We start from the raw sequence: 22,773 nt of genomic DNA, 5'->3' as shown, positions 1-22,773 counted from the left end.
GTGAGACCGATGGAATGGACTCCGGGCACACCGCTGCCCTTTGAAACAGCGGAGAATTTCCGGGAGCTGGGCGGCTGGCCCGCGGCGGACGGCCGCCGGGTAAAGCGAGGCCTGTTCTGGCGCAGCGGCGCGTTGTGCCAGATTGCAAGTGAAGAGGACCGCAAGCGGTTTGAAGCACTGGGCATCCGGGTGGTGTGCGATCTGCGCTCCGGCGTGGAGCGGGCGCGCAAGCCGGACCCGGAATTTGCCGGAGTGCGCCGCCACGACATCGGGGCCATCCGGGACGCCGGGGGCGGGGAACTGCCCATCGACGCCAACAATTCCCTGCAATTGGACGCGGACGGACTGCGGGCTCTTTCGCAGGAGATGGAGGCGATCTATTCCGCGCTGCCCTTCCATAACCCGGCCTACCGGGAAATTTTCCGGGAAATGCTGGCCGGTGAGCTGCCGCTGCTCTTTCACTGCTCCGCGGGGAAAGACCGCACCGGTGTTGCCGCCGCGCTGATTCTGCTGGCGCTGGGCGCGAGCAGGGAAACGGTGATGGCGGATTTTCTGGCCACCAACGACTGCCGCCCCGGCGCGGTGCGGGAATGCCTGGAGGTATACCGCAGCGAGCTGGAGCGGGAACCGGAGCTGCGCCCCATTCTGGAATCGGTCAGCGGGGTGCGGCCGGAGAGCATGCAGGCAGTGTTCGACGCCATCGACCGGCGCTATGCCTGCATGGAAGATTTTTTTGCCGCCGAATATGGCATGGGTCCAGAGCAGCTGCGGCTGCTGCGGGACCGGTGCCTGGAATAAGGCCGGGGTTCCCGGCCGCAAACAAGCAACCAAAGCAAAAGGAGAGTTGACACACTATGCCTACCCCTCACAACAAAGCCGAAATGGGCCAGATCGCAAAAACCGTTCTCATGCCCGGCGACCCCCTGCGTGCCAAATTCATTGCCGAGACCTTCCTGGAGAACCCGGTGCTGTTCAATGATGTGCGCGGCATGCTGGGCTTCACCGGCACCTACCAGGGCCGCCCCGTCAGCGTGATGGGCAGCGGCATGGGCATGCCCTCCATCGGCATCTACTCCTATGAGCTGTACACCCAGTATGGCGTGGAGAACATCATCCGCATCGGCTCCGCCGGTTCCTACACCGACAAGGCCAAGATCTATGATGTGGTGCTGGCCACCGGCGCCTATTCCGAGAGCAGCTATGCCCGCACCCAGAATGGCTGCGAGGACGACACCCTGGCCCCCAGCACCGAGCTGTGCGACGCACTGCGCGCCAGCGCTGCCAAACTGGGTATCCCCATGGTGGAGGGCGTGATCCATTCCAGCGACGTGTTCTACCGCCATGACGACCGCACCAATCCCACCTACTGGGAACGTCTGCGGGATGAAAAGGGCTGTGTGGCCGTGGAGATGGAGAGCTTCGCCCTGTTCCACAATGCCAATGTGCTGGGCAAGCGGGCTGCCTGCCTGCTCACCATTTCCGACAGCTTCGTGAGCAGCGAAGCCACCACCGCTGAGGAGCGTCAGCTCAGCTTCACCAACATGATGAAGATCGCGCTGGGCGCGGAGGTGTAAGCATGGAGAAGGCTGAATTGGCACGCCTGGCTATCCAGGCGCGGGAAATGGCGTATACGCCCTACTCCCATTTCAATGTGGGCGCTGCGCTGCTGGCAAAGGACGGCCGGGTCTTCACCGGCTGCAACATCGAGAATGCCGCCTACACCCCCTCCAACTGTGCGGAGCGCACCGCTCTGTTCAAGGCCGTGAGCGAGGGCGCGCGGGAATTTTCCATGCTGGCTGTGGTGGGCGCGCCCGCCGGTCAGCAGCCGCCCTTCCCGGTGACCGGTCCCTGCGGGGTCTGCCGCCAGGCGCTGAATGAATTCTGCGAGCTGGATATGCCCATCCTGCTGGTCACCGGACCGGACAGCTGGACCGAGGTGACGCTGGGCGAACTGCTGCCCTACAACTTTGGTCCCAAGGATTTGGCCTGAGTGCAGAAAAAGCCTCCAAATGACAGCAAAGTACGACTTATTTTGGTTAATGTTAACAAATTGTAATGCCCTGTATTTGCTGGAACTGGTTGAAATTTGTCACCTCTATGGCTATAATAAAATAGCTAGTGGGGAATTTCCCCAAAAACCGCGGCCCGCTTGCGACGCGGTTTTCCACAACAGAACAAAGGAGATTGAATCATGAAAAAACTGATCTCGATCGTACTGGTAGCAGCTATGGCTCTGTCCATGGTGGCTTGCGGCGGCGCTTCCTCTACTCCCGCTTCCACCGGCGCTTCTTCCGAGGCTGCTTCCACTGCTGCTTCCGGCGAGGAGACCTCCGGTAAGGAGTTCTCCGTTGGTATGATCACCGACGTAGGCGGCGTAAATGACCGTTCCTTCAACCAGACCTCCTGGGAGGGCCTGCAGGCTCTGGCCGAGGAGAACCCCAACATCAAGGTAAGCTACCTGGAGTCCAAGACCGATGCTGACTACAGCGCCAACATCGAGACCTACCTGAGCGAGGGCACCGACCTGATCATCTGCGTTGGCTACATGCTGGCTGAGGCCACCAAGGCTGCCGCCGAGGCCAACCCCGATCAGCTGTTCGCCATCATCGACGACGCTTCCATCGATCTGCCCAACGTTGCCTGCCTGATGTTCTCTCAGGCTGAGGCTTCCTACCTGGTGGGCATCGTGGCCGGTATGGCTACCGAGTCCAACACCGTTGGCTACGTGCAGGGCATGGTTTCCGATTCCATGAACCAGTTCGGCTGCGGCTTCATCGCTGGCGTTAAGTCCGTGAACCCCGAGGCTACCGTTCTGCAGTTCAACGCCAACAGCTTCGGCGATCCCACCGGCGGCAACACCGCTGCCACCGATATGATCACCAAGGGCGCTGACGTGGTCTTCCACGCTGCCGGCGCTACCGGCAACGGCGTGATCGAGGCCTGCAAGGCCAACGGCGTATACGCCATCGGTGTTGATACCGACCAGGCTCCTCTGGCCCCCGAAACCGTGATCACCTCTGCTATGAAGCGCGTTGACATCGCTGCTCAGGACATCTCTCTGGCAGTTGCCAACGGCACCTTCACTCCCGGCGTGCACCTGTACAGCCTGGAGAACGGCGGCGTTGACCTGTCTCCCACCCGCGATCTGCTGACCGAAGAGATGCTGACCGCTGTTGAGGACGCCAAGGCCAAGATCATTGCCGGCGAAGTGACCGTTCCCTCCACTCCCGACGAGCTGGGCGACGGCCTGTTCACCCTGAAGTAAGCGTATTTCTGGCTTGCAAGAGCCGCGCACCCTTGTGGTGCGCGGCTCTTTTTTTGGGAAGGAAAAGAGTCGCGGCTTTGCACTGAAAAAGGTGTAAAGTACTACTTTCGGTTTTTTGAACAAAAGGGCGATTGAATTTCAGTCTGTTTAGTAGGAAACACGTGTTCCGTGTTGAAATAAGGCGGTCTTTTTGATACAATAATACTGAAAAAAAGTTGGCTTTTTTGCCGGCTCTGGATAAGCTACAAAGCTGATATCAAGGGAGGGTATGCTTGATTATGAGAAGCATTTCAATGGAGACCGTGGAGGCAAAGCGCGCCGAAATTCTGGCCACTTTGAAGGATAAGACCGCTACGCATGAGCAGAAGGTGACTTATCTTGCCCGCCACGCCGAAAACTTTTTGACCGTACTGGACGAGCCGGAAGGTCTGGATGAGCTGATGTACTGCCCTCAGGAGGACCGCTGCATCTGTAACCTGTTTGAGGGCGACGCACCTTACCGTCCCCGCTACATCTGCCCGGACTATCCCAAGTTCATGAAGCAGGGCAGCGCATTCCTGCAGCTGGACCCCCCGAAGGACCTGTTTGAGGCGCTGAACAGCCTGCAGATCCTGTACCACAACGTGCCCAGCATCACCAACTATCCCGTTTACATCGGCGATCTGGACCTGCTGCTGGAGCCCTTTGTGAAGGATCTGGACGACGAGACCGTGAAGAAGGCGCTGCGCCTGTTCCTCACCAGCGTGGATCGCACCATCCTGGACTCCTTCTGTCACGCCAACATCGGCCCCACCATGACCCGCGCGGGCATGCTGCTGATGGAAGTGGAGGCCGAGCTGCAGAATGCAGTGCCCAACCTGACCATGCGCGTGAGCAAGGACACCTCGGACGAGTTCTTGATGGCTGGCATTGAGTGTGCGCTGCGCTGCGCCAAGCCCAGCTTTGCCAATGACCGTATGTTCCGCAGTGAACTGGGCGATGATTACTGCATCGCCAGCTGCTACAACGGCCTGTACAAGGGCGGCGGATCGTACACCCTGTGCCGTCTGCTGCTGGCCGGCATCGCCAAGCGCAGCAAGAACATCCAGGACTTTAAGGAGAACCAGCTGCCCTACGTGATGGACGTGATGGCCCGCTACATGGACGCCCGCGTTCGCTTCCTGGTGGAGGAGAGCGGCTTCTTCGAGAGCAACTTCCTGGTGGAAGAGGGCCTGCTCCATCGCGACCGCTTCAGCGCCATGTTCGGCCTGGTGGGCATGGCTGAGTGTGTGAACGACCTGCTGGCCAAGGAGGGCATCGAGGGCCGCTTCGGCCACAGCGAGGCCGCAGACAAGCTGGGCGTGGAGATCATGGAGCAGATCAACGCCTTCTGCAACGCCCATCCCGCCCCCTACTGCGAGGCCACCGGCGGTCATTACCTGCTGCACGCCCAGGTGGGTATGGACTACGACAAGAACAGCACTCCCGGCACCCGCATCCCTGTTGGCGAGGAGCCTGCCGAGCTGATCGACCACCTGAAGAACATCAATCTGTTCCATAAGTACTTCGTTTCCGGCGCCGGCGATATCTTCCCGGTGGACCTGACCGTACACAAGAACCACAAGTTCCTGCTGGACATCATCCGCGGCTCCTTTGATCTGGAGATCCGCTACCTGAGCTTCTACGGCAGCGACAGCGACGTGATCCGTGTGACCGGCTACCTGGCCAAGCGTTCTGAGATCGAGAAGCTGGCCGAGGGGCACAACGTGCTGCTGAACACCACCGGCCTGGCCCTTGGCGCCACCCGCAACTGCCACGCTCAGGACCGCCGGGTGCGCTGATATGAAAGCGCTGGTAAACAAGATCATCCCGTTCAGTTCGGTGGACGGGCCGGGCAACCGCACCGCGATCTTCCTGCAGGGCTGCAACTTCAACTGCCTGTATTGCCATAATCCCGAAACCATCAACCAGTGCGTGAATTGCGGTGAGTGCGTGAAGGTGTGCCCGGTGGGCGCGCTTTCCATGCAGGACGGTAAGGTCTGCTACGATTACACCAAGTGCGTATTCTGCGACGCCTGCTTCAAGCAGTGCCCCAATAGCTCCTCGCCCCGGGTTCGTTCCCTGACCCCGGAGGAGGTCATGGCGGAAGTGCGCAAGAATGTGCCGTTCATTCGCGGGATCACCGTTTCCGGCGGAGAATGCACCCGCTGGCGGGATTTCCTGGTGGAGCTGCTGGGCATTGCAAAAGCCGAAGGCCTGTCCACCCTGCTGGACAGCAACGGCAGCTATGATTTCTCCGCCGATCCCCAGCTGCTGGCCGTGACCGACGGCGTAATGCTGGACATCAAGGCCTGGACCAGCGAGGATCACAAGGCCGTTACCGGGGTGGACAACACCCAGGTGCGGGCGAATCTGGAATTTCTGGCCCAGGCGGGCAAGCTGGAGGAGCTGCGCACCGTGGTGGTGCCCGGTCTCTTCGACGCAGAAACCGCAGTGCGCGAAGCGTCGGCTGTGGCGGCCCCCTGGCAGGACAAACACTCCATGCGCTATAAAATTATCTGCTACCGTCCCATGGGCGTGCGGGAAAGCGAGAAGCAGCGCCTGCAGCAGCCCACGGCGGAATACCTGCAGCAGCTGGCCGATCTGGCCCGTAGCCAGGGCATCCGCGATGTGGTGATCACCTGATCGCCGCGATATTCCTGGAAAACAGGGAAGAGTACACACCCTTCCCGGAACCGATGGGCGCCGCTTGCAAACCGGGCGGCGCCCGCCGGATATGAGACCGCTTTGCATCCCGCGCGCAGGCCGATGACGCGTGCGGGGCGCAGGGCGAAAAGGAGGCTTATTTTTGCACAATCCACATCTGGACCTGAACACTGTCGTGGTGGACATGCGGAACATCACCAAAAAATTCGGTGAATTCACCGCCAACGACGGCATCCAACTCACCGTGCACAAGGGTGAGATCCACGCCATCCTGGGCGAGAACGGCGCCGGTAAGAGCACGCTGATGAATCAGCTGTACGGCATGTATCCGCCCACCTCGGGTGAAATCTATATCAAGGGGCAGAAGATCCACATGGACAGCCCCAAAAAGGCCATCAGCGCCGGCATCGGCATGGTTCACCAGCACTTCATGCTGGTGCAGCCTTTCACCGTCACGCAGAACATCGTATTGGGCATGGAGCCTCAGAAGGGCATCATGCTGGATATGGCGACCGCCCGCAAGAACGTGGAAGCCATTTCCAAGAAATACGGCCTGGCGGTGGACCCCGACGCGAAGATCGAGGATATTTCCGTTGGCATGCAGCAGCGCGTGGAGATTCTGAAGGCGCTGTACCGCGGCGCGGAGATCCTGATCCTGGACGAGCCCACCGCTTCGCTGACTCCCCAGGAGATCAGCGAGCTGATCGACATCATGCACAGCCTCACGGCAGACGGCAAGAGCATCATCCTCATCACCCATAAGCTGAAGGAGATCAAGGCCTCTGCGGATTACTGCACCATCATTCGTATGGGCAAGTATATCAACACCGTGGAAGTGGACAAGGTGAGCGAGGACGATCTGGCCAGCATGATGGTGGGCCGCAACGTGAACTTCAAGGTGGACAAGCAGGAGCAGGAGCCCGGCAATGTGGTTCTGGACGTGAAGGACCTGCACGCGGTGGACTACCGCGGCGTGGAGATTCTGCGCGGCTTGAACCTGCAGGTGCGCAAGGGCCAGATCTTGGGCCTTGCGGGCATCGACGGCAACGGCCAGACCGAGCTGGTGGAGTGCATCACCGGCCTGCGCAAGGCCACCAAGGGTTCCATCACTGTGAACGGAACCGACATCTTCAACAAACCGCCCCGCTACGGCTTCGAGCATGGGGTGTCCAGCATTCCGGCGGACCGTCAGAAGCACGGCCTGGTGCTGGAGTTCAGCGTGGCCGACAACATGGTCCTGCAGAACTTTGCCGAGGACAAATATTCCAGCCGCGGTATCCGTAAGATGGACGCGGTGAACAGCTTCACCCAGGAAGCCATTGAAAAGTTCGACATTCGCCCCCGCGACTGTCTGAACAAGCCCGCGGGCACTCTGTCCGGCGGCAACCAGCAGAAGGTCATCATCGCCCGCGAGGTCACCAACGACAAGGACCTGCTGATCGCGGTGAACCCCACCCGCGGCCTGGACGTGGGTGCCATCGAGTATGTGCACAAGTACATCGTGGAGCAGCGCAACAAAGGCAAAGCCGTGCTGCTGGTGTCCTTCGAGCTGGATGAGATCATCAGCCTTTCAGACGAGATCGACGTGATCTTTGACGGGCGGATCAACGGCAGTCTGCCCGGCAAAGATGCGGACGAAAATACCCTTGGCCTGTGGATGGCAGGAGGTAAGGCGGATGAATAAAGTAGAAAAATTTCTGAACAGCAAGTTCCTGGTGACTCTGTTCTCGATCCTGCTGGGCTTTGTGGTGGGCGCACTGTTCCTGCTGCCCATGGGCATCAGCCCCGTTGAGGCCTATGCCAAGCTGTTCGACGGCGTGTTCGGCAGCGTGCGCAACATGGCTTACAGCGTGGTGTATGCCACCCCGCTGATCTTCACCGGTCTGGCAGTGGCGTTCTCGTTCCGTACCGGCGTGTTCAACATCGGTGCCGAGGGTCAGTTCGTCATGGGTTCCATGGCGGCCTGTGTGGTGGGTATTCTGGTGCCCGCCCCCTCCATCATTCTGGTTCCCCTGTGCTTCCTGGCGGCTCTGGCCGTGGGCGCTGCCTGGGGCCTGATCGTGGCGTTCCTGAAGGTCAAGTGGGGCATCAACGAAGTGCTCAGCATGATCATGTTCAACTGGATCGCCTTCTACCTGTCCAACTACATCGCTGACCTGCCCATGATTCACAACGAGGGCAACGCCGAGGCCACCAAGAACGTGCAGGACGCTGCCCGCATCCTGTTCCCCAAGGCCTGGCTGGACGCTCTGTGCCCCGCCTCCAACTGGGGCATCGTGCTGGCGGTGCTGGCGGTGATCCTGGTTTACGTGATCATCGAAAAGACCACCCTGGGCTACCAGCTCAAGGCGGTGGGCTTCAACCGCTCGGCTGCGGAATACGGCGGCATCAGCGTGAACAAGTCCATCTACATCGCTATGGCCATTTCCGGCGCGCTGGCCGGCATGGGCGGCGCGATCCAGCTGCTGGGCATGGGCAGCCGTATCAGCATCTTCACCGCCCAGGAAAGCTTCGGCTTCCAGGGCATCAGCGTGGCTCTGATCGGCGCTTCCAATCCCATCGGCGTGTTCTTCGCCGGCCTGTTCTACGGCGCGCTGAAGTACGGCGGCTCCAAGCTGAACCTGATCGGCGCCCCGTCTGAGGTGATCAACATCATCATGGGTACGGTCGTGTTCTTCATCGCCATCTCCCATGTGTTCCGCTTCGTGAAAAAACGCAAGAACAACAAGAAGGGGGAGGCCTGAGCAATGGATCTGATCGTAAACAACCTTGGCATCATCATTTACGCCACCCTGCTGTTCACCCCTCCGCTGCTGTTCGCGGCCATGGGCTCCTGCTTCTCTGAGCTGAGCGGCGTGGTGAACATCGGCATCGAGGGCATGATGACCATCGGCGCCTTCGTGGGCGCGGCCACCGGCCATTACACCGGCAACCCCTGGCTGTCCTTTATCTGCGGCGGCCTGGCGGGCATGCTGTTCGGCGCTCTGCACGCGCTGGCTACTGTGAAGCTGAACGCGGACCAGACCATTTCCGGTACCGCCATCAACTTCCTGGCTCCCGGCGTGGCTGTGCTGATGGCCAAGGCGCTGTTCAATTCTTCCGACACGGCGCCTCTGGACTCCAGCAGCAAGATCCCCACCCTGTTTGCTGACGCCTTTACCGGCGGCAGCGTGTGGGATAACTTCATGAAGAACGTGTTCTCCACCTATGCCACCACCTACCTGGTGTTCGTGGTGCTGGTCATCGTGTGGTTCGTGTTCTATAAGACCCGTTACGGCCTGCGCCTGCGGGCCTGCGGCGAGCATCCCGAGACCTGTGATACCCTGGGCATCAACGTGATCCGCATGCGGTTCTCTGCTGTTTGCATTTCCGGCTTCCTGGCCGGTCTGGGCGGCGCCTGCGTGACCATGGCTACCATGAACCAGTTCCGCCCCACCTCCATCGTGGGCCAGGGCTTCATTGCCATCGCTGCCGTTATCTTCGGTAAGTTCCGTCCCCAGGGCGCCATGATCGCCTGCCTGCTGTTCGGCATGTGTTCCGGCATCCGCGTGGTCGTGGGCAGCAACGCGATGGTATCCGCCCAGCTGATCTCCATGATCCCCTATGTGGTCACCGTGGTGGTTCTGATCCTGTTCGTGGGCAAGGCTCATGTGCCTTCCGCCAACGGCAAGCCCTACGTGAAAGCAAAATAACAAGGAGGCTGCGGCCCTATGCGTATGTTTGATATTATCGCGAAAAAACGCGATGGCGGCGTGTTGAGCCGCGAAGAACTGGAATTTGCGGTGATGGGTTTCGTAAACGGCCAGGTGCCGGATTACCAGATGAGCGCACTGCTCATGGCCATCTACCTGAAAGGCATGACCGAAAAGGAGACTGCCCAGCTCACCGATGTGATGGCTCATTCCGGCGATATGGTGGACCTTTCCGCCATCTCCGGCATCAAGGCCGATAAACATTCCACCGGCGGCGTGGGCGATAAGACCACTCTGGTCATCGCGCCCATTGTGGCTGCCTGCGGAGTGAAGATCGCCAAGATGAGCGGCCGCGGCCTGGGCCACACCGGCGGCACGGTGGACAAGATGGAAGCCGTGCCCGGCACCCAGACCGCCGTGGACCGGGAGCGTTTCTTCGCTCAGGTGAACCAGATCGGCATCAGCGTGATCGGCCAGAGCGGCAACCTGGCCCCGGCGGACAAAAAGATGTACGCCCTGCGGGATGTGACCGCCACCATTGGCTGTGTACCGCTGATCGCTTCCTCCATCATGAGCAAGAAGCTGGCCGCCGGGTCCGACTGCATCCTGCTGGATGTGAAGACTGGTAACGGCGCCTTCATGAAGACGCTGGACGATTCCATCGAGCTGGCAAAGGCCATGGTAAGCATCGGCCAGCACAACGGCCGTAAGGTGGCCGCCCTTATCACCGATATGGATACCCCGCTGGGCCACAACATCGGCAACAGCCTGGAGGTCATCGAGTCGGTGGAGGTGCTCAAGGGCCACGGTCCGGCGGACCTGACCGAGGTTTGCTACCAGCTGGCCGCCAACATGCTGTATCTGGCGGGCAAGGGCTCGCTGGAGGAGTGCCGCCGCATGGCGGAGGAGGCTGTTGCCAGCGGCGCGGCCTACGAGAAGCTCAAGCAGATGTTTGCCGCTCAGGGCGGCGACGTGTCGGTGCTGGATGATCCGGACAAGTTCCAGAAGGCGAAGTTCAGCCGTCCGCTGATTGCAGCTGAGAGCGGCTATCTGGTGCGGATGAACACCGAAATGGTGGGCAACGCCAGTGTCTGCCTGGGCGCGGGCCGCATCACCAAAGAGGATGCCATCGACTTCGCGGCAGGCATCGTGCTGCACAAAAAGACCGGCGACAAGGTGGAGCAGGGCGAGTGCCTGGCCACCCTGTATGCGGATCATGAGGAGAAGTTTGCCGCGGCGGAGGAGATGTTCCGCGCGGCCCTCACCTTCGGCTCCGAGCCGGAGCCGGTGCCCGCACTGGTCATGGCCCGTGTGACCGAGGAAGGCGTGGAGCGGTTCTAAGAACCTGCGCAATTCCAGAAGAAAACACACAAAGCCCGGCGGAATTCTTCCGCCGGGCTTTACTTTTGTTTGAAAATGCGTTGTGGTTCTGGCTTACTGCCGATTTATAGGGCATTCGGAACGAAACCGTGAATAGAGAAAAGGAAAATGAAAAGACCGCCCGGTACGGTCAGCATTGCTGACGATACCGGACGGTTTTGTTATGCTTGCTTTTGGGAGAAGCCGGAATTACTTCAGCAGCTCACACACAGCCTGGGCGTAGGCCACGGGGTCCTCGATGGGCATCCCCTCAATGAGCAACGCCTGATTGTACAGGATGTTCGCGTACTTGCCCAGCTTTTCGGTCTCGCCGTTTGCCTGCAGGTTCTTCAAAGTCTCGAACACCGGGTGAGAAGCGTTCAGCTCCAGCACCTTTTCGCTCTTGGGCGCGGGCATGTCGCCGCTGTTGGGCATGGAGCTCAGCACCTTCTCCATCTCCAGACTCAGGGGGCCTTCGCTGGCGATGCAGACCGGATGGCTCTTCAAACGGGTGGACAGGCGCACCGCGGTGACCTTGCCGTCCAGCGCGGTCTTCATGGATTCGAACAGATCCTTGTTGGCCTCGCTGGCCTCCTCGGCGGCCTTCTTCTCCTCTTCGGATTCCAGACCCAGATCGCCGCTGGAAATGTTCTTGAATTCCTTCTCCTTGTCCTTCTCGCCGTAGTGGCGCAGCACCTGCAGGCAGAATTCATCCACGTCCTCAGTGAGCAGCAGCAGGTCGTAGCCCTTATCCAGCACCAGCTCGGCGGCAGGCAGCTTGGCCAGGCGCTCGGTGGAATCGCCGGCGGCGTAGTAGATGTATTTCTGGTCCTCGGGCATCTTGTCCACGTATTCCTGCAGGCTGATCAGCTTGTTCTCCTTGGCGCTGTGGAAGAGCAGCAGATCCTTCAGCAGGTCGCTGTTCATGCCGTAGCCCTCGTAGCAGCCGAACTTCAGCTGGCGGCCGAAGCTCTTGAAGAACTCGTCGTACTTCTCACGGTCGTTGTTCTTCATGGCGTTCAGCTCGTTCTTGATCTTCTTTTCCAGGCTGTTGCGGATCAGCTTGAGCTGGCCGTCCTTCTGCAGCATCTCACGGCTGATGTTCAGGCTCAGGTCCTGGCTGTCCACAATGCCCTTCACGAAGCTGAAATGGTCGGGCAGCAGGTCAGCGCACTTGTCCATGATCAGCACGCCGGAGGCGTACAGCTGCAGGCCCTTTTCGTAGTCGCGGCTGTAGTAGTTGAAGGGAGCATGGCCGGGGATGAAGAGCAGAGCGTTATAGGTGGCAGTGCCCTCGGTGCGGCTCACGATCACCCGGGCGGGATCGGTGAAGTCGTAGAACTTATCCTTGTAGAACTGGTTGTATTCCTCGTCGGTTACCTCGCTCTTGCTGCGCTTCCACAGGGGGACCATGCTGTTCAGGGTCTCCAGCTCGGTGTAGGTCTCGTACTCGGGCTTGTAATCCTCACCGGCATCGGCGGGGCGCTCCTTGGCGCGGGTCTTCTCCCGCTCCATGCGGATGGGGTAGCGCACATAGTCGCTGTACTTCTTTACGATGTGCACCAGGTTGTACTCGTCCAGGAACTCGTCGTAGTTCTCGTTCTCGGCGTTCTCCTTGATCACCATGATGATCTTGGTACCCACGTCTTCCTTGTCGGCCTCGGTGATGGTGTAGCCCTCAGCACCGGTGCTCTCCCACTGCCAGGCGGTGTCACTGCCGAAGGCGCGGCTGATCACAGTGACCCGGCTGGCCACCATGAAGGCGGAGTAGAAGCCCACGCCGAACTGACCGATGATGTCGATGTCCTCGGCCTTGTTGTCCTTTTTGAAGTCCAGGCTGCCGCTGCGGGCGATGGTGCCCAGGTTCTCCTCCAGCTCTTCCTTGGTCATGCCGATGCCGTTATCGGTCAGAGTCAGGGTGCGGTTTGCCTTGTCCAGCTCCAGCAGGATCTGGTAATCCTCTTTCTTGGTGGTGACGCTGTGGTCGGTCAGGCTCTTGAAATAGAGCTTGTCGATGGCGTCGCTGGCGTTGGAGATCAATTCGCGCAGGAAGATCTCCTTGTTGGAGTAGATGGAATGGATCATCATATCCAGCAGCTTTTTGCTTTCGGCCTTAAATTCTTTTACAGCCATGATTGAACGCTCCCTTTATGAAAAAGTATTATAAAACAAAAAAGATTAGCACTCGTTATATTTGAGTGCTAATCTAATATACACCTTTTTGAAACAAACTGCAAGGGGGTTCACAAAAAGTTTAAAACTCCTTGCGGCTGTAGATGCGGGTGGCAATGGCCCAGCAGAGCAGATACATCACGATGCAGCCCACCGGCATCACCACGGCCCAGCCCCAAACGGCCAGATCCCCCAGAAACAGCGTTTGCAGCAGGGGAGGCAGGGCCACATCCTGCAGCAGATCCAGTTTGTCCAGTACCATCACGCAGCCAAACAATGCCGCCGCAACCAGCAGTACCGTGGTGCGGGCCTTCTCCACGCCGTACTTGTAGGAAAGCACCAGGGAAACGCCGAAGTAGGCAAGGCAGACAAAGGAAACCGCAAGCAGGCTCAACAGGTTTTCCAGCAAAGGCTCGCCCTTCAACAGAGCCAGCAGACTGCACAGCAGTGTGCCGATGGCAAAGCTGATGAGCAGCGCCAAGGTAATAAGAATGAACTTGGCGCCTACGAGCTGCCGCTTGCTCACCGGCAGGCTGGCGGCGTACAGGTCCCATTTGGAGTAGTTGTCGATGGTCAGTCCGCTCAGAATATAGAAGCCGGAGATCCAGGCAAAGAAGAACACCATGAAAGTGAAGTCCATCGCCAGAGCCATGGCGCTGTAAAGCACCAGGACCAGGGCCAGATTTTTGTGGTACGCATGCCAGAGAATGAAAAAGTCTTTTTTCAGCAGGCCGATCATTGTGCATCCCTCCCGGTATAAAACTGCATGATGTCCTCGATGCTGGCCCGGTCGATCACCGCGTCCGGCAGAGTCCGGCGGGCGGCGGCCACGTCGCTGACCAGCGTTTCACAGGTGAAACCCGTCTTGCGGGTGGCCACCTTGACCCGGGTGTCCAGCGCATCCAGCTGCTCCGGGCTGCACCGCAGAACGCCGTACTTTTCCAGCAGCTCGTCCCGGTCCATCTGGAACAGCAGCCGCCCCTTGTGCAGATAGGCGATGGAATCCGCCACCTTTTCCAGATCGCTGGTGATGTGGCTGCTCATCAGAACGCTGTGGTTTTCGTCCTGAATATAGTCCCGCAGGTAGTCCAGCACCTCGCCGCGCACCACCGGGTCCAGGCCGCTGGTGGCTTCGTCCAGAATCAGCAGCCTGGGCTTGTGTGCCAGAGCGGTGGCCAGCCGGAACTTCATCCGCATGCCCTTGCTCATATCCTTAATGAGCTTTTTCTCCGGCAGCTGGTAGGCGTTCAGCAGCCGGGCAAATTCGCCGCTGTCCCAGCCGGGCTGCAGGCTTTTCATAATGCTGTTCACCTGGCGGGGCGTGAGCGTCTCATAAAAGAAGGAATCCTCCATCACCACGCCGATCTGGGATTTGTCCAGCCGGTTAGGGTCGGTGCAGCCCAGCACCTCGATGCTGCCCCCGTCGGTGCGGATGGCTCCGAAGATGGCCTTCAGCGTGGTGGTTTTGCCTGCACCGTTTTCTCCCACAAAGCCCACGATGGTGCCGGTGGGCACGGTCAGGTCCAGATTCTCCAGCGAAAAATCCTTGTAATGCTTGCACAGACCGCGGATGCAGATCGCGTTTTCCATAGAATCAGTCTCCCTCCAACAACAAGTTCAATGTTGCCAGCACCTCCGCCTTGCTGATGCCTCCGGCCAGCGCGGTGTCCACCGCCTGCTGCAGGTATCCCTCCATCTTTTTCAGGGTCTCCTCCCGGTGCAGCTCCATGTTCTGGGGCGCAACGAAGCAGCCCTTGCCGGGTACCGTGTTGATGAACCCGGCCTTTTCCAGGTCCTCATAGGCCCGCTTGGTGGTAATCACGCTGATGCGCAGCTCCTTGGCCAGCAGCCGGATGCTGGGCAGCGCTTCGCCCTCCTTGAGCCTGCCGTCAAAGATGGCGGCGCGGATCTGGTCGGTGATCTGGGCATAGATCGGCTTTGGGCTGGAATTGCTGATGTAGATCTCCATCAGTCTTCCTCGCTTTTCCTTTGATTTATCAGACTGTACATATCTGACATATACAGTATATACGCGTATATACACAGTTGTCAAGGCCGCAGCAGAAAAAATTTGAAAAACGCCAACGGCCGGATGCGGACGTGATACAATTTGGATACGAGCGGCAGGTATCATCAAAGCACAGGATGGGCCCCGCCCACGCAGAAACGAAAAGAGGAACCCCAGATGAACCCGATTTTGATCGTTGACGACGAACGCCCCATTGCCGAGCTGATCGAGCTTACTTTATTGCAGGCGGGCTACCGGTGCGAGATTGCGCTGGACGGCGAGACCGCCGCGGATAAAATCGAGACCGGCCGATATGATTTGATTTTGCTGGACATCATGCTGCCTGGCGTCAGCGGTTATGAGCTGATGGAATACATCCGCCCCACCGGAACGCCGGTGATCTTTCTGACCGCCAAGGGCATGCTGGCGGACCGGGTACGCGGCCTGCGCATGGGAGCGGACGATTACATCGTGAAGCCCTTCGAGCCGCTGGAGCTGCTGGCCCGGGTGGAAAGCGTACTGCGCCGGGCAGGCCGGGGCGGCGGATTGCTGCGGGCCTTTGGCGTCGTGGTGGACCCGGCGGCCCGCCGGGTGGAAAAGGACGGTGCGCCGGTGGCTCTCACGCCCCGGGAGTTCGATCTACTGGTGCTGCTTTTGCGCAACCAGGGCATTGCCCTCTACCGGGACGTGATGTACGAACGGGTGTGGGGCGGCGAGGAGGAAGCAGGCAGCCGCACGCTGGACCTGCACATCCAGCGCCTGCGCAAAAAGCTGGGCCTTGCGGACAAGATTAAAACCGTATATAAGATCGGTTATTTGCTGGAGGTGGAAACGTGAAACTGGCAGCAAAACTGACGCTCGTCATTCTGCTGTTGCTGGCGCTGCTGCTGAATCTGGGCGCGGCCTGGCTGATCGGCAGCGGGTTTTCCGCCCAGCTGCAGGCGGCGGCGCAGCAGAACGTGGCCGTCCACCGGGCGGAGTGCTACCAGCTGCAAAAGGCCATGATCGAGACCCCGAATCTGGAGACGCAGCCCCCATTGGTGGTCCTCTACGGGCAGCAGCGTACTGCACAGGCGGGGGTCGGGCTGGCCATCCTCAGCGTAGAGCGCGCGTTTCTTTATTCCGGCACCGGAATGGAAAACGGCTGGCAGCCGGTGCTGCGGGCGTTGGATGCTGGAGAGGACGGGATGACCTACGCCCAAGAGGGGGCGAAGGTCTGGCAGCTGTTCGCAAGCCCGGTGCAGTGGCAGGGCAGAACCTTGTGGCTGGTGAGCAGCTGCGATGTGAGCAGTGTGTTCCAGCTGCGGAACCAGCAGCTGGCGGGCTTTGCACGGCTGGAATTGATTGCCTTTGCCGGGGTGGCGCTGGCGGTGTGGGCGGTGAGCCGCCGCCTGACCCGCCCGCTGAAAGCCCTGGAGGAATCCGCCCGGGCCATCGCGGCGGGCTCCTATGACCGGCGTACCGGCATGACCGGCGCCGACGAGGTGGCCAGCCTTGCCGCCAGCTTTGATGCCATGGCCGAGGCGGTGGAGCAGCGAGCCAATCAGTTGGACCTGGCGGTGCACCAGCGGGAGGACTTTGTGAGCGCCTTCACTCATGAGCTGAAAACGCCCATGACCAGCATGCTGGGCTATGCGGACCTGATGCGCAGCGCCGAGGTGAAGCCGGAGGTACGCCAGCGGGCGGCGAATTACATTTATCACGAGACAAAACGGCTGGAATCGCTGAGCGCCAAGCTGATGACCTTCATGGCGCTGGACCCGGAGCACAAGACCCTGGAATTGCGTCCGGTGGCCCTGGCGGCCTTGGCGGAACGGACCGCCCGCGCGCTGCCCGCGGAATACCCGGTCCGGCTGTGCTGGGAGGGCTTTGAAGCGGGCCGGGTGCTGGGGGACGAGGACCTGCTCACCTCCCTGCTGGAAAACCTGATCAACAACGGAATGCGGGCCGAGCCGAAGGATGGCAGAATATCCATCACGGCTCACAGAAAAAACGGGCAGGTGGAGATTACGGTACGTGACCGGGGCCGAGGAATTCCGCAAAAGGAGCTGGAACGCATCACCGAGCCCTTTTATATGGTGGATAAGTCCCGCGCCAGAGCACAGAATGGCAGCGGATTTGGCCTGGCGCTGTGCGCGCGGATCGCCCGGCTTCATGGTACCCGACTGGAATTTGAGAGTCAGCCCGGCGAGGGTACAACGGTACGTTTTACATTAAAGGAGGCGGGGGAATGAACAAGAATCGGCGAATCCGAATCGCTTTTTCCTGTGCGGTGGCGCTGCTTTTGGGCTTGGCCTGCATGGCGCTGCCCTCTGCCTTCTGCACCCTGCAGCAGGCAAGGCTGCTGCAAACCACCCATGCCCGCCCGGCGGAAGAAAATGCCCTTTCCGGCCAGGGGCGGGAGAACGGGCTGGCAAAGCTTCTGTATGACAGGCAGTTTCTGGCGGGTACCACGCCGGAATGGGATTCCACCGGCTGGCAGCCGCTGGAGCAAACCGAAGAGGAGCAGGCACAGACCATCCGTGCAGTGGTGGAACAGCTGCAAAGCGAAGGCCTGCTGAGCGACACCCTAGCCGCGACCGCATACGCGCTGCTTGAAGGCGAGAAAGCAGATATCCGGAAAAACGCGCTGCAGGATGCGGCCGGATTCATGCGCTATGAGTGGAGCAAAGAGGCGGATAGCCTCTTGCTGGAGCTGGGCCCCGGCGGCGAGGTGGTGCGGTTTCAGTGGAGCGGCGCAAGCGGCCAGGCACGGGCGGCCGAGCTGCTGGAGAGATACAAGCGATTTTTGCAGGTAACGGAATTTTCCGATTGGCAGGATCTTTCCGGCGAGGACGGCCATCTTGCCGCGGCTTATTCTCCGGCGGCACAGCTGTATGTGTACGCGTTGGACCGGGGCGGCGTCGCACTTGGCGCTGAGCACAAAACGACGGAACAGGTGGCCACGGCAACAAATGAGAAGGAGGGAGCGGAATGAACGGCAAACGAAAAGCGGCCGCGCTGCTGCTTCTGGTGGGCTGCGGGGCTGCGGAAACCGGCTCCACGGAATCAGCTGGGCAAGCACCGGCTTCGCTGGAGCAGCAGGCGGAACAGCAGGTATGGCAGCCTGACGGAACCATGACACCGGTAAGCGGAAGCAGTGTGTGCAGCACCTGGGGCGACACCGCGTGGCTGAAAGGGGATGTGCAGGTGGACGGAGGATTTCTTTGGCAGGCTGTCGACCTGAAAACCGGAGAACGGGAAGTTTTCTGCGCAAAGAAGGGTTGTACCCACACGGATCGTAGCTGCGACGGCTGGCTGGAACTGGGTAACGATGACTACCTGTGCCCTCTGCCGGATGGAACTCTTGCTCTTCTGTATGGGCGGGGGCTACCGGGAGAGGAGGAGCCGCTCACACTGGAGCTACGAGACGAAGCCGGCCGGGTACTGCGTTCCGCTTCGGTGGAACCGGAGACGTTGGAGGGTGTGATTTACAGCGACGGCGTAGGGCTTTATTTGGTTCACCGGGAGTATTCGCAGACGGAAAACGGAGTGATCACCCATGTTCTGGTGCGAATCAGTTTGGAAAGCGAGAACTTTGGGCAAAAACAGGAGATCGCCCACTGGGAAAATGACAGCGAGAGATTTTTTCCCGGAATCTGTACGAAGAACGGGATCCTCGCGGCGAAAACAACGTTTGAACAGGGCGTGGACGGCGTGCGAATCCCGATGGGCGGTGTGCTGTATGAGCTTGCGTGGGACGGTGGTCAACGCATCCTGGCCCAGGCTGGGGAGCGGCAGGCCTTATGGCTGCCGCACAGCGGGCAGGCAGCGGCCTTCCGCTATGATTACGATACCGGCATGCTGGAACAGGTGGATCTGGAAACCGGTGAATACAGTCCTTTTGCGCAGCTCCAGCCCGGCCTTTTGCTGACCGAAGGGGCGGTGTTCACGGATGGCTGGTTGTTCTGCAATGTGAGCGACGGTGCCCAGAATGATTTCACCTTCGCGGTGCAGCAGGGCGGGCAGCCCAACGCAGCCCGCTGCAGATTGTCCTCAACGGCAGGCAGCAGAGCCCGGTGGTGCGGCAGGCACTGGAGGGCGGCCGGCTCCTGGTGCAAATGGATCAAAACGAGTTTTCGGAGCAGTACCTGGATGATGACGGCAAATTGACAGAAGGCGTGACCAGCGAGTTCCTGTGGGGAATTTTCACCCCGGAGCAATACTTGAACGGCGATACGAGCTATATAATGGTGGAATCGGAGCGGGGAATGTGAGAGTAGGAATGATGACAAGAAGAATCGCTGCGCTGGCACTGGGGCTTCTCCTCCTGGCAGGCTGCGGGGCGCAAAGGCGGGAAAGTGAGCAGCCGAACGCGGTGGGTACACTGCGCCAGACCAGCGGCAGCGGCAGCGTGGACTGGTGCGTTGCAGGTAAGACCGCGTTCACCGTGAGCCGCAGCGGCCAGGGAGCGTTTCTGCAAACGATCGACCTGACCGACGGCCGCTGTGCGCCGCTTTGCCCCAAGGCGGGCTGCACCCACAGCGGTGCGGATTGCCCGGCCTGGGTGGAAGAACGGGGCATATTGCCCTATGTGAACTGCCTGGATAACGGGAATCTGGTTTTGTATTACCTGACCAATGAGGAGACGGGCGGCACAGCAGCGGTGGAGCTGCGGGCGGCGGATGGCACGCTTCTTCAAGATGCCACCGCTTTGCCGGAGGAAGGGCAGGGCTGGTCCCCTTCGGCCTTTTATACCGATGGAAAGGACCTGTATGTGGTGCGGGAGGAGCGCTGGTACCGGTCCGGCTGGCTGCCTCGCTACCGGCTTTACCGGATTCACACCCGGCCGGGCGAAGAATTCGGCCAAATGAAAGAGGCGACCGTCTGGGAGCTGGAGCATACGGCCATCCTCACCGGCCAGACCACCGGTCAGGGACTGCTGGTCTGTCAATTGACTGACGAGGGGCAGCTCCTCAGTGAATTGTGCTGGGATGGAGCCGTGCGCACCATCCGGCAGGCGCAGCCCCAGCAGGTGTTCTGGACAGCCCAGTATTCTGGCAGCCTGGAGCCGGAGGCAACGGTTTGTTTGTACGACAATGTGAGCGGTCAGCTGGACCGGCTGGAGCTTGCCACCGGAGAGAGCGTGCAGACTGCCCGGCTGGAACCGGGGCTTTCGCTGACGGGTACGCCGCTCTGGCTGAAAGGTACTCTGTATGTGGGTACGTATCGGGAAGGAGGAGAACAGCAGGCATTTGCCATAAGCGGGGATGGAACGGTGGAGCCGGTCGCCCGTTGGAGTAGCCGGAACGGTGTGGTGCGCCCGGCGGTCCCGTCGGCAGTGATGGACGGCAAGCTGCTGGTGGAATTGAGCGAAACCATGGTGGAAACCAGCTACCGGGATAAGGACGGCCGACTGGTTACCGGTCAGACCAGCGAATACAGTTACGGCCTGTTTACACCGCAGCAGTACATGGCAGGCGGTGCGGATTGCCTGCCCATCCAGGGAGTATTTTAAAGGGGAGTGTGAAAGGAATGCACAAACGAACCGGCCTGGCCCTTCTGGCGGCTTGTCTGCTGCTATTGGCAGGCTGTGGGACAGAGAGGGAAACGGTTGACGAAAAAACGGCCTCTGCCGCACAAAGCAGTGTTCCCGAAGCGGATCTGACAAGCCTGCGGCAGCTCAGCTGGGATGGGGATCTCTGGCAGCTGGACGGCACCACCATGTATACGACGGTGACCGCCCAGCAGGGCAGAGGGGAAATTTTGCAGACCGTGGACCTGAACACCGGCAAGCGGCAGGCGTTTTGCAGCAAACCGGGTTGTGCCCATCAGGACGAAAGCTGCGGCGCCTGGCTGGATTGCGAAAGCGGGGTCGAGGTGCTGCCCATGGAGGACGGCCGTCTGGTGCTTGTGTATGGCCGGTATGGTCTATTGGAGGAGCAGGGGACGGAGCCCTCGGCGGCAGTGGAGCTGAGGGACACTTCCGGGGCGGTGGTCTGCCCGGCGACGCCATTGCCTAACCGCCCTGCCAGTACGTTTTACACCGATGGAATTGCGGTGTACTATCTCTGGGAGCAGTGGCAGGAGGACGGAAGTGTCAACGTTTCCCTGATACGCATCGAATTGGATGCGGCCAAAGGCTTCGGTCAGGCATCCACGGCGGCTTTCTGGCAGCTGCCCGCAACGCTTTCGCTTACCGGGCGCTGTACGGAGCAGGGGATGATTGCCATTCGGTGGGAGCACCGGATGGAGGGGCAGACCCAGGTGGTGCAGCACAGGGAGCTCTGCCTGGTTCAGTGGGATGGAACGGTACGCACCGTTGCCGAAGCGAAGGGCGGACAGTCCTTCCTGGTTACGGATATGGGCGAAACAGAAACTTTTTGCTTTGATTCTACCACCGGGACCATGGAGCGGCTGGACCTTGCCACCGGCGAGACGGAGCCGTTTGCCCGGCTTCCGGAAGGCCTGCAACTTACTGAGGGATCGGCCTGTGTGGGAGATGTGCTTATCTGCAATTTCATTCAGGACGGCGAGGCGAAACCCTTTTATATGGAAAGGGACGGAGACTCTGTGGAAATCCGGCGGCAGACCAGCCACAACGGATATCTGCGGCCTGCGATGGTGCTGGATGTTCTGGAGGATGGCCGCCTGATCGTGGATCTGGGGGATCTGGAATATGAGGAAAGCTATACCGACCAGACCGGCCAGCGGATCACCAGCCGGACCAGTGAGACGCTGTTGGGCGTCTGCACACCGGAACAATACCGGGAGGGTGCGGCGGATTGTCTGACCCTGGAAACAAACCACAAATTCTAAAGCGACAAAAAGAGCCCGCCGGGCAGCGCATGCAAAACGCGTTACCCGGCGGGCTGTTGATTGAAATGGAAAACGGTTACCGGCCCAGCAGTTTGCCCAGCTTTACCTTAAAAGGGGTGTAGCCGTTTTTTGCGTCGGAGGTAAAGTCGGAGGCTACCTCCCATTTCCAGCGCTGGTTGTCGAAGTAGAGCACATCGCCTTCCTGACCGGTCAGGGCCTTGGGCAGAGCGTCGGGGTCTACCAGCGGGTCAAAGGGCTGCTGGTAGCTGAGCACACCCTCCGGGGAGATGCTGGCCCATACGCCGAACACAAAGCAAGCCCCCTCGCCGTAGCAGAAGCGTTCAAAGCGAACCTTGCCGTCGTAATAGAACGAGAGGCAGTCGCGGAATTTGTTCAGGTATTCCTTTTCGTAGCGGCGGCCGCAGTGCGCACCCGCCAGCTGTTTGGCAGAAATGTTCATGGCAGTTTCCCTTCCCGCAGCCGGGCCGCAAACAGGCGGCAGGGCAGGCGGCGTTTGTTTTTTTCATTATAACAGGTTTGTGCCTTTGCTGCCAGAAAAAACAGGGCAAAAGAGGGCGGAAAAACGAGTTCGAAAAAAATTGAAAAATGTGAAAAAAGCTGTTGACATTTCTCTTTTCATGCCGTATAATAAACAACGTCGCTGATGCGGCAACACAAAGATGGCCCGGTAGTTCAGTTGGTTAGAACGCTAGCCTGTCACGCTAGAGGTCGTGGGTTCGAGCCCCATCCGGGTCGCCATCTTGCTGCTATAGCTCAGTCGGTAGAGCGCATCC

The 22,773-nt window shown here is 59.9% G+C and carries 22 protein-coding genes and 1 tRNA gene; 18 read left to right on the top strand and 5 right to left on the bottom strand.

Annotated elements, in window-relative coordinates; genetic code table 11:
• Positions 1–9: 9 nt before the first annotated feature.
• The 10 genes from B5G03_RS02150 (at position 10) to B5G03_RS02105 (ending at position 10,983) form a co-directional block, all read left to right on the top strand.
• Positions 10–798, top strand: a complete 789-nt coding sequence (locus tag B5G03_RS02150) for a tyrosine-protein phosphatase (protein ID WP_087180163.1) — start codon at positions 10–12, stop codon at positions 796–798.
• Positions 799–854: 56 nt separating this feature from the next.
• The gene (deoD, locus tag B5G03_RS02145) at positions 855–1,574 is read left to right on the top strand and encodes a purine-nucleoside phosphorylase (protein WP_087180162.1); all 720 of its coding nucleotides are present in this window, start codon (positions 855–857) and stop codon (positions 1,572–1,574) included.
• A gap of 2 nt (positions 1,575–1,576) precedes the next feature.
• Positions 1,577–1,990 (top strand): cytidine deaminase, encoded by a 414-nt coding sequence (locus B5G03_RS02140; protein ID WP_087180161.1) that lies wholly within the window; start codon positions 1,577–1,579, stop codon positions 1,988–1,990.
• 201 nt (positions 1,991–2,191) lie between these two features.
• Positions 2,192–3,265 (top strand): BMP family lipoprotein, encoded by a 1,074-nt coding sequence (locus tag B5G03_RS02135; protein WP_206423592.1) that lies wholly within the window; start codon positions 2,192–2,194, stop codon positions 3,263–3,265.
• Between the two features lie 278 nt (positions 3,266–3,543).
• Positions 3,544–5,085, top strand: a complete 1,542-nt coding sequence (locus B5G03_RS02130) for a YjjI family glycine radical enzyme (RefSeq protein ID WP_087180159.1) — start codon at positions 3,544–3,546, stop codon at positions 5,083–5,085.
• Position 5,086: 1 nt separating this feature from the next.
• Positions 5,087–5,929, top strand: coding sequence for a YjjW family glycine radical enzyme activase (locus tag B5G03_RS02125; protein ID WP_087180158.1), 843 nt, complete (start codon positions 5,087–5,089; stop codon positions 5,927–5,929).
• Between the two features lie 205 nt (positions 5,930–6,134).
• The gene (locus B5G03_RS02120) at positions 6,135–7,634 is read left to right on the top strand and encodes an ABC transporter ATP-binding protein (protein ID WP_087180411.1); all 1,500 of its coding nucleotides are present in this window, start codon (positions 6,135–6,137) and stop codon (positions 7,632–7,634) included.
• Positions 7,627–8,694, top strand: coding sequence for an ABC transporter permease (locus tag B5G03_RS02115; RefSeq protein ID WP_087180157.1), 1,068 nt, complete (start codon positions 7,627–7,629; stop codon positions 8,692–8,694). The genes B5G03_RS02120 and B5G03_RS02115 overlap by 8 nt, the downstream gene beginning before the upstream one ends.
• Positions 8,695–8,697: 3 nt before the next feature.
• A complete protein-coding gene (locus B5G03_RS02110) occupies positions 8,698–9,642 on the top strand; it encodes an ABC transporter permease (protein ID WP_087180156.1) in 945 nt (314 codons plus the stop codon).
• 18 nt (positions 9,643–9,660) lie between these two features.
• Positions 9,661–10,983 carry a pyrimidine-nucleoside phosphorylase gene (locus B5G03_RS02105; protein ID WP_087180155.1) on the top strand — a complete coding sequence of 441 codons (1,323 nt, stop codon included), beginning with the start codon at positions 9,661–9,663 and terminating at the stop codon, positions 10,981–10,983.
• A gap of 228 nt (positions 10,984–11,211) precedes the next feature.
• On the opposite strand, the gene htpG is transcribed toward B5G03_RS02105, so the two are convergent.
• The 4 genes from htpG to B5G03_RS02085 form a co-directional block, all read right to left on the bottom strand.
• On the bottom strand, positions 11,212–13,134 hold the full coding sequence (gene htpG, locus B5G03_RS02100) for a molecular chaperone HtpG (protein WP_087180154.1): 1,923 nt from the start codon (positions 13,132–13,134) through the stop codon (positions 11,212–11,214).
• 121 nt (positions 13,135–13,255) lie between these two features.
• The gene (locus B5G03_RS02095) at positions 13,256–13,912 is read right to left on the bottom strand and encodes an ABC-2 transporter permease (protein WP_087180153.1); all 657 of its coding nucleotides are present in this window, start codon (positions 13,910–13,912) and stop codon (positions 13,256–13,258) included.
• Positions 13,909–14,763 (bottom strand): ABC transporter ATP-binding protein, encoded by an 855-nt coding sequence (locus B5G03_RS02090; RefSeq protein WP_087180152.1) that lies wholly within the window; start codon positions 14,761–14,763, stop codon positions 13,909–13,911. Before B5G03_RS02090 ends, B5G03_RS02095 begins: the two co-directional genes overlap by 4 nt.
• A 4-nt stretch (positions 14,764–14,767) precedes the next feature.
• Positions 14,768–15,142, bottom strand: coding sequence for a GntR family transcriptional regulator (locus B5G03_RS02085; RefSeq protein WP_058966647.1), 375 nt, complete (start codon positions 15,140–15,142; stop codon positions 14,768–14,770).
• Positions 15,143–15,358: 216 nt separating this feature from the next.
• On the opposite strand from B5G03_RS02085, the gene B5G03_RS02080 reads away from it, so the two are divergent.
• From B5G03_RS02080 to B5G03_RS17300, 6 genes are all read left to right on the top strand, one after another.
• Positions 15,359–16,018: a response regulator transcription factor gene (locus B5G03_RS02080; RefSeq protein WP_087180151.1), complete on the top strand. Its 660-nt coding sequence runs from the start codon at positions 15,359–15,361 to the stop codon at positions 16,016–16,018.
• A complete protein-coding gene (locus B5G03_RS02075; protein WP_087180150.1) occupies positions 16,015–17,415 on the top strand; it encodes a sensor histidine kinase in 1,401 nt (466 codons plus the stop codon). The genes B5G03_RS02080 and B5G03_RS02075 overlap by 4 nt, the downstream gene beginning before the upstream one ends.
• On the top strand, positions 17,412–18,158 hold the full coding sequence (locus tag B5G03_RS02070; RefSeq protein WP_087180149.1) for a hypothetical protein: 747 nt from the start codon (positions 17,412–17,414) through the stop codon (positions 18,156–18,158). Before B5G03_RS02075 ends, B5G03_RS02070 begins: the two co-directional genes overlap by 4 nt.
• Positions 18,155–19,333 carry a hypothetical protein gene (locus B5G03_RS02065; protein WP_087180148.1) on the top strand — a complete coding sequence of 393 codons (1,179 nt, stop codon included), beginning with the start codon at positions 18,155–18,157 and terminating at the stop codon, positions 19,331–19,333. Before B5G03_RS02070 ends, B5G03_RS02065 begins: the two co-directional genes overlap by 4 nt.
• A 112-nt stretch (positions 19,334–19,445) precedes the next feature.
• The gene (locus B5G03_RS02060; protein WP_140401624.1) at positions 19,446–20,678 is read left to right on the top strand and encodes a hypothetical protein; all 1,233 of its coding nucleotides are present in this window, start codon (positions 19,446–19,448) and stop codon (positions 20,676–20,678) included.
• A 17-nt stretch (positions 20,679–20,695) separates the two neighbouring features.
• The gene (locus tag B5G03_RS17300; protein ID WP_087180146.1) at positions 20,696–21,979 is read left to right on the top strand and encodes a hypothetical protein; all 1,284 of its coding nucleotides are present in this window, start codon (positions 20,696–20,698) and stop codon (positions 21,977–21,979) included.
• Positions 21,980–22,055: 76 nt separating this feature from the next.
• Here the strand turns inward: B5G03_RS17300 and B5G03_RS02050 are convergent, their stop codons facing one another.
• Entirely contained in the window at positions 22,056–22,439 is a 384-nt protein-coding gene (locus B5G03_RS02050; RefSeq protein ID WP_087180145.1) for a hypothetical protein, read from the bottom strand.
• Here B5G03_RS02050 and B5G03_RS16960 point away from each other — a divergent pair.
• Positions 22,438–22,644, top strand: a complete 207-nt coding sequence (locus B5G03_RS16960; RefSeq protein ID WP_140401621.1) for a hypothetical protein — start codon at positions 22,438–22,440, stop codon at positions 22,642–22,644. The two genes, B5G03_RS02050 and B5G03_RS16960, sit on opposite strands and share 2 nt — an antisense overlap.
• Before the next feature lie 17 nt (positions 22,645–22,661).
• Positions 22,662–22,738 (top strand) — tRNA-Asp (locus B5G03_RS02045).
• Positions 22,739–22,773 lie beyond the last annotated feature (35 nt).

It is taken from the genome of Gemmiger sp. An50 (assembly GCF_002161595.1).
Classification (GTDB): domain Bacteria; phylum Bacillota; class Clostridia; order Oscillospirales; family Ruminococcaceae; genus Allofournierella.
Note: the sequence above shows the minus strand (reverse complement) of the source record. Positions and strands in the feature narration are given on the sequence as shown.

Coding starts and splice junctions, on each gene's coding strand:
- B5G03_RS02060 (WP_140401624.1), top strand. CDS start 19,446: ATGATGACAAGAAGAATCGCTGCGCTGGCACTGGGGCTTCTCCTCCTG.
- B5G03_RS02125 (WP_087180158.1), top strand. CDS start 5,087: ATGAAAGCGCTGGTAAACAAGATCATCCCGTTCAGTTCGGTGGACGGG.
- B5G03_RS02070 (WP_087180149.1), top strand. CDS start 17,412: ATGAACAAGAATCGGCGAATCCGAATCGCTTTTTCCTGTGCGGTGGCG.
- B5G03_RS02080 (WP_087180151.1), top strand. CDS start 15,359: ATGAACCCGATTTTGATCGTTGACGACGAACGCCCCATTGCCGAGCTG.
- B5G03_RS02095 (WP_087180153.1), bottom strand. CDS start 13,912: ATGATCGGCCTGCTGAAAAAAGACTTTTTCATTCTCTGGCATGCGTAC.
- B5G03_RS02090 (WP_087180152.1), bottom strand. CDS start 14,763: ATGGAAAACGCGATCTGCATCCGCGGTCTGTGCAAGCATTACAAGGAT.
- B5G03_RS02135 (WP_206423592.1), top strand. CDS start 2,192: ATGAAAAAACTGATCTCGATCGTACTGGTAGCAGCTATGGCTCTGTCC.
- B5G03_RS02140 (WP_087180161.1), top strand. CDS start 1,577: ATGGAGAAGGCTGAATTGGCACGCCTGGCTATCCAGGCGCGGGAAATG.
- B5G03_RS02065 (WP_087180148.1), top strand. CDS start 18,155: ATGAACGGCAAACGAAAAGCGGCCGCGCTGCTGCTTCTGGTGGGCTGC.
- B5G03_RS02130 (WP_087180159.1), top strand. CDS start 3,544: ATGAGAAGCATTTCAATGGAGACCGTGGAGGCAAAGCGCGCCGAAATT.
- B5G03_RS02050 (WP_087180145.1), bottom strand. CDS start 22,439: ATGAACATTTCTGCCAAACAGCTGGCGGGTGCGCACTGCGGCCGCCGC.
- B5G03_RS17300 (WP_087180146.1), top strand. CDS start 20,696: ATGCACAAACGAACCGGCCTGGCCCTTCTGGCGGCTTGTCTGCTGCTA.
- B5G03_RS02105 (WP_087180155.1), top strand. CDS start 9,661: ATGCGTATGTTTGATATTATCGCGAAAAAACGCGATGGCGGCGTGTTG.
- B5G03_RS02115 (WP_087180157.1), top strand. CDS start 7,627: ATGAATAAAGTAGAAAAATTTCTGAACAGCAAGTTCCTGGTGACTCTG.
- htpG (WP_087180154.1), bottom strand. CDS start 13,134: ATGGCTGTAAAAGAATTTAAGGCCGAAAGCAAAAAGCTGCTGGATATG.
- B5G03_RS16960 (WP_140401621.1), top strand. CDS start 22,438: ATGGCAGTTTCCCTTCCCGCAGCCGGGCCGCAAACAGGCGGCAGGGCA.
- B5G03_RS02085 (WP_058966647.1), bottom strand. CDS start 15,142: ATGGAGATCTACATCAGCAATTCCAGCCCAAAGCCGATCTATGCCCAG.
- B5G03_RS02110 (WP_087180156.1), top strand. CDS start 8,698: ATGGATCTGATCGTAAACAACCTTGGCATCATCATTTACGCCACCCTG.
- deoD (WP_087180162.1), top strand. CDS start 855: ATGCCTACCCCTCACAACAAAGCCGAAATGGGCCAGATCGCAAAAACC.
- B5G03_RS02120 (WP_087180411.1), top strand. CDS start 6,135: ATGCGGAACATCACCAAAAAATTCGGTGAATTCACCGCCAACGACGGC.
- B5G03_RS02150 (WP_087180163.1), top strand. CDS start 10: ATGGAATGGACTCCGGGCACACCGCTGCCCTTTGAAACAGCGGAGAAT.